At 59.0% G+C, this 7,512-nt stretch carries 7 protein-coding genes; 6 read left to right on the forward strand and 1 reads right to left on the reverse strand.

Features of this window, described 5'->3' with window-relative positions; all coding sequences use genetic code 11:
• Positions 1-209: 209 nt before the first annotated feature.
• Entirely contained in the window at positions 210-497 is a 288-nt protein-coding gene (locus RX972_RS28645; RefSeq protein WP_027898830.1) for a DUF1330 domain-containing protein, read from the reverse strand.
• 93 nt (positions 498-590) lie between these two features.
• Here RX972_RS28645 and ribBA point away from each other — a divergent pair, with 93 nt between their 5' ends.
• The 6 genes from ribBA to RX972_RS28675 all read left to right on the forward strand — a co-directional run bounded on the left by ribBA (position 591) and on the right by RX972_RS28675 (position 7,153).
• On the forward strand, positions 591-1,700 hold the full coding sequence (gene ribBA, locus RX972_RS28650) for a bifunctional 3,4-dihydroxy-2-butanone-4-phosphate synthase/GTP cyclohydrolase II (RefSeq protein ID WP_027898829.1): 1,110 nt from the start codon (positions 591-593) through the stop codon (positions 1,698-1,700).
• Between the two features lie 364 nt (positions 1,701-2,064).
• Positions 2,065-3,096 (forward strand): ABC transporter substrate-binding protein, encoded by a 1,032-nt coding sequence (locus tag RX972_RS28655; protein WP_027898828.1) that lies wholly within the window; start codon positions 2,065-2,067, stop codon positions 3,094-3,096.
• Positions 3,081-4,037, forward strand: a complete 957-nt coding sequence (locus RX972_RS28660; protein WP_122806037.1) for an ABC transporter permease — start codon at positions 3,081-3,083, stop codon at positions 4,035-4,037. Before RX972_RS28655 ends, RX972_RS28660 begins: the two co-directional genes overlap by 16 nt.
• Before the next feature lie 6 nt (positions 4,038-4,043).
• On the forward strand, positions 4,044-4,859 hold the full coding sequence (locus RX972_RS28665; RefSeq protein WP_027898826.1) for an ABC transporter permease: 816 nt from the start codon (positions 4,044-4,046) through the stop codon (positions 4,857-4,859).
• On the forward strand, positions 4,856-6,010 hold the full coding sequence (locus RX972_RS28670; protein WP_231678225.1) for an ABC transporter ATP-binding protein: 1,155 nt from the start codon (positions 4,856-4,858) through the stop codon (positions 6,008-6,010). The genes RX972_RS28665 and RX972_RS28670 overlap by 4 nt, the downstream gene beginning before the upstream one ends.
• A gap of 105 nt (positions 6,011-6,115) precedes the next feature.
• On the forward strand, positions 6,116-7,153 hold the full coding sequence (locus tag RX972_RS28675) for an LLM class flavin-dependent oxidoreductase (RefSeq protein ID WP_316880637.1): 1,038 nt from the start codon (positions 6,116-6,118) through the stop codon (positions 7,151-7,153).
• The last annotated feature ends 359 nt before the right edge of the window (positions 7,154-7,512 follow it).

A 7,512-nucleotide genomic window follows, 5' to 3' on the forward strand; every position in this document is an offset into this window, starting at 1 on the left:
GGAGCTATCGCGAGCAAGCTCACTCCTACAGTAAAAAGCATTCCAAATCAGATAGTTATATTTTGTTTGATAGGAGCTGGGCTTGGTCTGGGAGGCATTCCGACGATAAACAATAACGCGGTGTGTCGCCTGACTGCGTCTCATGCATCGCGGCATTCCGACGATTCAGGCGCCTGGGTTTATAAGGTATACCGCGCACCTCCTAAACCCTAAATCCCTTCCACGATCACAATCTCTGCCCTCGCCGCCCCCGCGCGGTAGCTCATCGCGTCCTGATATTCAGGGCTGTTGTAGCAAGCGACGGCCTGATCGTAGGAATCGAATTCGATGATCACGGTGCGTTGCGGCGTGGCTTTGCCTTCTACCGCCTCAGAGCGACCTCCCCGCGCGAGGAATCTCCCGCCGTAGAGCTTGAACGCAGCAGGGCCGCGTTGCGTGTACTGGGTGTATTGCTGTGGATCATTCACATCGACTTGCGCAATCCAGTAAGCCTTCATCCGAACCCTCCTGAAAAATATCTGTTCTTTACCCGGACAAACTGTCTTATGGTATACCAAAAGTCAATCAACTCATGACAGCGGGAGTCAGGTATGCCGTTCAACAGCATCGAAGAAATCATCGAGGATTATCGCCAAGGCAAGATGGTCCTGCTGGTCGATGACGAAGACCGCGAGAACGAAGGTGACCTGTTGTTGGCGGCCGACTGCTGCGACGCTCAGGCCATCAGCTTCATGGCCCGCGAGGCACGCGGCCTGATCTGCCTGACGCTGACCGATGAGCACTGCCAACGCCTGGGTCTGGAGCAGATGGTTCCCAGCAATGGCAGCGTGTTCGCCACCGCGTTCACAGTTTCCATTGAGGCGGCCGAAGGAGTCAGCACTGGAATTTCTGCTGCCGACCGGGCGCGAACTGTCGCGGCAGCCGTCGCCCGCGATGCACGACCGGAAGACCTGGTGCAGCCGGGGCATATTTTCCCGTTGCGCGCCCGGGAAGGCGGCGTTCTCACCCGCGCCGGGCACACTGAAGCCGGTTGCGACCTGGCACGTCTGGCGGGTTTCACCCCCGCTTCGGTCATCGTCGAAGTGATGAATGACGACGGCACCATGGCCCGCCGCCCGGACCTGGAAACCTTCGCCACAAAACACGGCATCAAGATCGGCACCATTGCCGACCTGATTCACTACCGCTTGAGCACCGAGCACACCGTCGCCCGCATCGGTGAGCGCGAGCTTTCCACAGTGCATGGCACGTTCCGCCTGATCAGCTATGAGGACCGCATCGAAGGCGGCGTCCACATGGCAATGATCATGGGCGACATCAAGCGCGACGAACCAACGCTGGTGCGCGTGCATGTCATCGACCCATTACGGGATCTGGTCGGCGCGCATTACAACGGCCCCAGTAACTGGACCCTCTGGGCAGCCCTGCAGAAGGTCGCCGAGGCTGGCAGCGGGGTTGTCGTGGTGCTGGCCAATCACGAGTCATCCCAAGCGCTGCTCGAACGTATTCCACAACTGACCCAGCCACCGCGTCAGTTCAGCCGTTCGCAGTCGCGCATCTATTCGGAAGTCGGTACCGGGGCACAGATCCTGCAGGATATCGGCGTCGGCAAACTGCGCCACATGGGCGCCCCGCTCAAGTACGCAGGGCTGACTGGATACGATCTGGAGGTCGTCGAAAACATCCCGTTTTCGGGCTGACAAACACATTTAAAACACCTGTTTTCGATGTTTATTCACGGATAAAAACGCTTTTCAGATTGCGTACCCGAAGCGTAAACCTGTTTTAAAAATAAACGTTTAGCCCCCGTAATTATTGGGCTTCAAGCCCATCAAACTCAAATTGACGCTTCGTCGGAGAAGCGAAGCTCTTGCAGAAAGTTTGGAATACCATAATATGATATTCCGTAGGCCGATCAATCGTCAGGTGCGCCCGGAAAGGGACAGCACAAATAACAGCATCTGACTCGGTCGCACTGTTTCAAAAGGCCCCAATGGACCTACTGCTCCCGATAAGCGGGCAAGCAACAGCCCGCTCAAAAACACAACAAATGAGGGCGTACACATGGTGTTGAGTAAACGTGCAATTGCAGTGCTGACTGCAGGCGTCCTGTCCCTGTCGGGTGCTGCGGCATTGGCGGCAGAGAGCGTCAACTTTGTCAGTTGGGGCGGTTCGACTCAGGATGCTCAGAAGCAGGCCTGGGCCAACCCCTTCAGCAAGTCCAGCGGCATCACCGTTGTTCAGGACGGGCCGACCGACTACGGCAAACTCAAGGCAATGGTTGAAAGCGGCAACGTCCAGTGGGACGTGGTCGACGTCGAAGCCGATTTCGCCTTGCGTGCTGCCAGCGAAGGCTTGCTGGAACCGCTGGATTTCAACGTCATCAAGAAAGACCGGATTGATCCGCGCTTCGTCTCCGAGCACGGTGCCGGTTCGTTCTTCTTCTCCTTCGTGCTGGGTTACAACGAAAGCAAAACCGGTACCGGCGCCAAAGCACCGCAGGACTGGGCAGCACTGTTCGATACCAAGACCTACCCCGGCAAGCGCGCCCTGTACAAATGGCCAAGCCCAGGCGTGCTGGAACTCGCGCTGCTGGCCGATGGCGTCGCGGCTGACAAGCTTTACCCGCTGGACCTGGACCGCGCCTTTAAAAAGCTCGACAGCATCAAGAAAGACATCGTCTGGTGGGGCGGCGGTGCGCAGTCTCAACAACTGCTGGCCTCGGGCGAAGTGTCCATGGGGCAATTCTGGAACGGCCGGGTGTTCGCCGTACAACAGGACGGTGCTCCAGTGGGCGTGAGCTGGAAACAGAACCTGGTCATGGCTGATTTCCTGGTAGTGCCCAAAGGCGCGAAAAACAAGGACGCCGCGATGAAGTTCATCGCCAATGCCACCGACGCCAAAGGCCAGGCCGACTTCGCCAACCTCAGCGCCTACGCACCGGTCAACCTGGACAGCGTGCAACGTCTGGATTCGACCCTGGCACCTAACATGCCGACCGCGCATGCCAAGGACCAAATTACCCTCGACTTCGCATACTGGGCCAAGAACGGTCCGGACATCGCGACACGGTGGAACGAATGGCTGGTCAAGTAAAAATGACAGCGGTTGTCCCCCGTCAATCCAGCCCGGCCGGTGGTGCTTCCAGCACCGCCGGTGCGGCATCGGCCCAGGCGGTGACGATGAATCGCTCGACACCCTTCTCACAGCGCTGGCGCGGCAGCCGCAATCTGCTTCCTGCGCTGATCTTTCTCGGTCTGTTTTTCTTCGCACCGCTGATCGGCCTGCTGTTGCGCGGAGTCCTGGAACCTACACCCGGGCTGGGCAATTACGAGCAACTGTTCGCCAACTCGGCGTATTCACGGGTCTTGTTCAACACCTTCTCGGTGGCCGGTCTGGTGACACTGTTCAGCCTGCTGCTGGGCTTTCCGCTGGCATGGGCAATCACCCTGGTGCCACGCGGCTGGGGCCGCTGGATGTTGAACATTGTCCTGCTGTCGATGTGGACCAGCCTGCTCGCCCGGACCTACTCCTGGCTGGTGCTGCTACAGGCTTCCGGGGTCATCAACAAAGCGCTGATGGGCATGGGACTGATCGATGAGCCACTGGAAATGGTCCACAACCTGACCGGCGTGGTGATCGGCATGACCTACATCATGATCCCGTTCATCGTTCTTCCTCTGCAGGCAACCATGCAAGCCATCGACCCGATGGTGCTGCAGGCGGGTTCGATCTGCGGTGCCAGTCCGTGGAGCAATTTCTTTCGGGTATTCCTGCCGCTGTGCCGACCGGGGCTGTTCTCCGGTGGCCTGATGGTATTTGTCATGTCGCTGGGGTACTACGTCACGCCTGCCTTGCTGGGTGGCGCGCAGAACATGATGCTGCCCGAGTTCATCGTGCAGCAGGTGCAATCGTTCCTTAACTGGGGTCTGGCCAGTGCCGCTGCGGCGTTGCTGATCGTGATCACACTGGTGCTGTTTTACTTCTACCTGAAGCTCCAGCCGGAATCCCCGGTCGGTGCCAGTGACGCGAGGTAATCCTTCATGCTCCTGACTCCCAATGCCATGAGCCCGCGGCTGCGCTACGGGCTCTACCTGACCACGGGCCTGATCGCGCTGTTTCTGTTGTTGCCGATCGTGTTCATCGTCCTGCTGTCGTTCGGCTCATCACAATGGCTGGTGTTCCCGCCGCCTGGCTGGACGTTCAAGTGGTACGGTCAATTCTTTTCCAACCCCGAGTGGCTGGACGCAGCAATGACCAGCCTCAAGGTCGCATTGCTGACTACGTTCTTTGCCGTCGCGCTGGGCCTGCCGACCGCGTTTGCTCTGGTGCGTGGACGCTTCCCCGGTCGGGACATGCTCTACGGCGTATTCACCCTGCCCATGATCGTGCCGCTGGTGATCATCGCCGTGGCGGTCTACGCGCTGTTTCTGAAACTGGGCTACACCGGCACGCTGTTTTCATTCGTGGTCAGTCACGTCATCGTCGCCCTGCCCTTCACCATCATTTCCATCATCAACTCGCTGAAACTGTTCGATCAGTCCATCGAAGATGCGGCAGTGATCTGCGGCGCATCGCGGTTACAGGCAGTGTTCAAGGTGACCTTCCCGGCCATTCGCCCAGGCATGATCGCCGGTGCCCTGTTCGCGTTTCTGGTCTCGTGGGACGAAGTCGTCCTGAGCGTAATGATGGCCAGCCCGACACTGCAAACCCTACCCGTCAAAATGTGGACCACCCTGCGCCAGGACCTGACCCCGGTGATCGCCGTCGCCTCGACGCTGCTGATTGGCCTGTCAGTCATGATCATGGTGATCGCAGCCACCCTGCGCCGACGCAACGAAGCGAGGAGTACCTCATGAGTGCCGTGATAAAAGAAGCCGGGCAACAGCCAAAGAAAAAGCTGGTCAGCCTGTGTAATCTGAACAAGCACTACGGCGACTTCGCGGCCGTGGACGACATTTCCCTGGATATACAGGACGGCGAATTCCTCACCTTCCTTGGCTCCAGCGGCTCCGGCAAAAGCACCACGCTGTCGATGCTTGCGGGGTTCGAGACGCCCAGTTCCGGCGAGATTCTGGTCAACGGTCAATCGCTGGTCAACGTGCCGCCGCACAAGCGCGATATCGGCATGGTCTTCCAGCGCTATTCGCTGTTCCCGCATCTGTCGGTGCGCGACAACATTGCCTTCCCGCTGGCGATTCGCAAGCTGCCCGCGGCCGAACGCGAGAAGCGTGTCGATGCCATGCTCAAGCTAGTGCAACTGGAAGAGTTTGCCCACCGCCGCCCCTCGCAACTGTCTGGCGGTCAGCAGCAACGCGTCGCCATCGCCCGCGCTTTGGTCTATGAACCCCGTATCCTGCTTATGGACGAACCCCTCGGCGCGCTGGACAAAAAACTTCGGGAAGACTTGCAGGACGAGCTGCGCCAGCTGCATCGCCGTCTGGGCATCACCATCGTCTACGTGACCCACGATCAGGAAGAAGCCATGCGCCTCTCCCAGCGCATCGCGATTTTCAGCCACGGCAAAATCGTCGGCCTGGGCACCGGTTACGACCTCTACCAGAATCCGCCCAATGCCTTTGTGGCGTCCTTTCTCGGTAACTCGAACTTCCTCAAGCTCAAGGCCCAGGGCAACGCAGTCGCCACCTTCGAAGGCCAGAGCCTGTCGATCCGCCTGACGCCCGGCTTGCAGGCAGGTCAGGAAGCGTTGCTGATGATCCGCCCGGAAAAAGCCCAGGCATTGAGCATCGAACAGGCCAGCCAGGAACCGCTGCCAAGCGGCTGGAACGAGGTCACGGCAAAGGTCGGCGAAGTGTTGTTCCTGGGTGAAAGCCAGACCTGCTCGGTCATGACCGCCGATGGCACCGCGATGACCGTCAAGGCGCTGTCCGCCACCGGCATGCCGATGCAACCCGGCGACACCGTCAGGGTGCGGTGGGCCACCGGCGATGCGTGCGTTTACACCGAGTGGACTGAAAGCGACCTCAACAAAGCGGCTGGCGCTCACTAGCCAGCCGTTGCGCAGCGTGCCGATGTCTGGCTGGCAGCGCCATCACTATCGAACTCGCCAGGTCGCAGACATGGGCCTGGAGCTGAACAATCCGAGGAACGCGTCATGAAGTTTTCATTATTCGTACACATGGAACGCTGGGATGAACAGGTCAGCCATCGTCAGTTGTTCGAGGACCTGACAGAGCTGACGCTGATGGCCGAAGCTGGCGGTTTCAGCACCGTCTGGATTGGCGAACACCACGCCATGGAATACACCATCTCTCCCAGCCCGATGCCATTGCTGGCCTACCTGGCTGGCAAAACCACGACGATTCACCTGGGCGCAGGCACCATCATTGCGCCGTTCTGGCATCCGCTGAGGGTGGCCGGTGAATGCGCGCTGCTCGACGTGATCAGCAACGGGCGCATGGAAGTCGGCCTCGCGCGTGGTGCCTATCAGGTGGAATTTGATCGCATGGCAGGTGGCATGCCTGCGTCTTCCGGAGGTCTGGCGCTGCGTGAGATGGTCCCTGTGGTGCGCGCCCTTTGGCAAGGCGACTACGCCCATGACGGTGAAATCTGGAAATTCCCCACCTCGACCAGCGTGCCGAAACCGATCAAGACACCGCCGATGTGGATCGCCGCCCGCGACCCTGATTCCCACAACTTCGCGGTGGCCAACGGCTGCAACGTGATGGTCACGCCACTCATGAAAGGCGATGAAGAAGTCGTCGATCTGAAGAACAAGTTCGAAGCCGCACTGACGAACAATCCGGACGTGCCACGCCCACAACTTATGGTGCTGCGTCACACCCACGTCCATGCGGAAGATGACCCCGACGGCTGGAAAGTCGGCGCTACGGCCATCTCGAAGTTCTACCGTACTTTTGACGCCTGGTTCGGCAACAAACAGACCCCGGTCAACGGCTTCATCGCGCCAAGCCCGGAGGAAAAGTTCAAGGAACGTCCGGAGTTTGAACTGGACAACATCCGCAAGAACACCATGATCGGCACCCCTGAAGAAATCGTTACCCGCATCAAGCACTACCAGGAACTGGGCGTCGACGAATTCAGCTTCTGGTGCGACAACAGCCTGCCCCATGCCGAAAAGAAAAAGTCGCTGGAGTTGTTTATCAAGCAGGTGGTTCCGGCGTTCAAGTGAGTGTGTTGCTCCCCTCCCGGCAAACGGGTCTGGAGGGGGATTCTGTAGCGGCCGGGTATGTGGGAGCGGTGCTTGGTCTGGGCGGCATTTCGACATAAGAACACCGCGGTTTTACTGCAGACCGCGTCGCTCTTTCGCGGCATAGGTAACTACACAACTTTCATGCAGCAACCTTGTGTACATATCCATTATCTTAGTCACGGGTGATATTGGTTGCGCCCTTACGGCGCCTCACTTTTGAGGCGCAAAAGTAAGCAAAACGCTCTTACCCCACCACTTGGTACCTCGCTGTCGCTCGGCATACCCGTAATCCGACATTGCTGCGTGGGGCCGCCGCCACCGGCCATCCATGGCCTGAG

It is taken from the genome of Pseudomonas syringae group sp. J309-1 (assembly GCF_032582135.1).
Taxonomy (GTDB): domain Bacteria; phylum Pseudomonadota; class Gammaproteobacteria; order Pseudomonadales; family Pseudomonadaceae; genus Aquipseudomonas; species Aquipseudomonas quasicaspiana.

Bases quoted from the DNA above. Each gene is read 5' to 3' on its own strand.
- RX972_RS28660 (WP_122806037.1), top strand. From the start codon at position 3,081: ATGGCTGGTCAAGTAAAAATGACAGCGGTTGTCCCCCGTCAATCCAGC.
- ribBA (WP_027898829.1), top strand. From the start codon at position 591: ATGCCGTTCAACAGCATCGAAGAAATCATCGAGGATTATCGCCAAGGC.
- RX972_RS28665 (WP_027898826.1), top strand. From the start codon at position 4,044: ATGCTCCTGACTCCCAATGCCATGAGCCCGCGGCTGCGCTACGGGCTC.
- RX972_RS28670 (WP_231678225.1), top strand. From the start codon at position 4,856: ATGAGTGCCGTGATAAAAGAAGCCGGGCAACAGCCAAAGAAAAAGCTG.
- RX972_RS28645 (WP_027898830.1), bottom strand. From the start codon at position 497: ATGAAGGCTTACTGGATTGCGCAAGTCGATGTGAATGATCCACAGCAA.
- RX972_RS28655 (WP_027898828.1), top strand. From the start codon at position 2,065: ATGGTGTTGAGTAAACGTGCAATTGCAGTGCTGACTGCAGGCGTCCTG.
- RX972_RS28675 (WP_316880637.1), top strand. From the start codon at position 6,116: ATGAAGTTTTCATTATTCGTACACATGGAACGCTGGGATGAACAGGTC.